At 33.0% G+C, this 1,504-nt stretch carries 2 pseudogenes; one reads left to right on the top strand and one right to left on the bottom strand.

Features of this window, described 5'->3' with window-relative positions:
- Positions 1-1,245: pseudogene (cas9, locus tag K4H96_RS11850) on the bottom strand (type II CRISPR RNA-guided endonuclease Cas9); the annotation flags it as partial.
- Between cas9 (K4H96_RS11850) and cas9 (K4H96_RS11845) the strand changes: the two are divergent.
- Positions 1,241-1,504 (top strand): annotated as a pseudogene (cas9, locus tag K4H96_RS11845) (type II CRISPR RNA-guided endonuclease Cas9); the annotation flags it as partial. The pseudogenes cas9 (K4H96_RS11850) and cas9 (K4H96_RS11845) overlap by 5 nt on opposite strands.

Here is a 1,504-nt window from a genome sequence, read left to right as displayed (position 1 = left end):
TTTGTTATCATAGTATTTCAGACTCTTAATTTCTGGACCTTTTCCTTTTTTACTATATTTTCGAATAGGACCATTTTCCTGTCTATATTTCTCGAAGGGATTACAAGCAACTTCTTTTCCATTTTCATTTTGTTCCTTATCAGGATATGTTTTTAAAATCTCCTCAATGACCTTTTCAAAAGTTAGCGGATCCTTACAGTACATCAGAAATTTACTTTTATCCTTTTTATAAAGCTTTATGAAAGCATCATAACCCGTTTGAGAATATATATCCTTAATCTTACCTAATACATAAGTTTCTTCCGACTTATCTTTACCTAATTTCGCTTTTCTAGTTGCATAAATCGTTGCATCAGAAATCTTACGATTATACTTTGAATCCACTTGATAGGAAAATAAAATACTATCTTCGAATTTTTTACTGCCTAGCATATCAACAAAATAATCATAAGGGGCTCTAAATACTAATTCTTTGTACTCATCGTCAGTCAATGTAATAATCTCTCCTGTTTCAGAATCCACAAATTGGTTATCCTTGTAAGAAATCAGAGGATTATTCCACTTTTTCCAAAGTCTTAATTGACTGGAGGCCGCGATAATTAATGCATCGACTGCATGATGGTGATAAGTTTCACGCGATTTGTCAATCCGCCACTTTCTTCTAAGTTGAGAAGTAAATTGTCCGCGCACCACTGAAATCTTGGTATCAAAATCATTTAATTTATAAAAATCCTGAAGAGCATTTAGAACTACTCGAGAAGAATAGCGAGTATCAACTAGATTGCGCTCAATAAATTTTTGTTTGACTTCAATTTTGTTAATGTCTTCCTMATTCAGCAAGTAATCTTTCTTTTTATTACTGAGTGCCTTAGAGGCTTTGACATAAGATTTAAATTCTCTATATGACCAAGAATCATCCATACCATCCAGTGCTTGAAATGGTGTACGCTGTCCTTTCTCTTGATTGGCTGTTGCTAAAACTAGTACCTTATTTGCTAAACTATCATCAAATGAAAGAGAAAGAGGCAAAATATGATCAATCTCATATTTATACTGATTTTCAATCAAATCTKCTATTGTTATATTCTTCCCAGTATAAAGACATTTTTCTCCCTGCTGATGCCAAAGACGAATTTTCGTAGCCAATTCTTTATGCCCGTGAAAAATACTATCTGGTAGTTCCTTTTTTCCATTATATTGATGAGCAGCTTTTTCCATTGCAGCATTTTTCTCATCTTCATTGGCTACGAAAATTCGTCTTTGGCATCAGCAGGGAGAAAAATGTCTTTATACTGGGAAGAATATAACAATAGCAGATTTGATTGAAAATCAGTATAAATATGAGATTGATCATATTTTGCCTCTTTCTCTTTCATTTGATGATAGTTTAGCAAATAAGGTACTAGTTTTAGCAACAGCCAATCAAGAGAAAGGACAGCGTACACCATTTCAAGCACTGGATGGTATGGATGATTCTTGGTCATATAGAGAATTTAAATCTTAT

It is taken from the genome of Streptococcus sanguinis, from assembly GCF_020729765.1.
GTDB classification, from domain to species: Bacteria; Bacillota; Bacilli; order Lactobacillales; family Streptococcaceae; genus Streptococcus; species Streptococcus sanguinis_Q.
The sequence above is the reverse complement of the archived record's forward strand: the minus strand, read 5'-3'. Positions and strand labels throughout refer to the sequence as shown.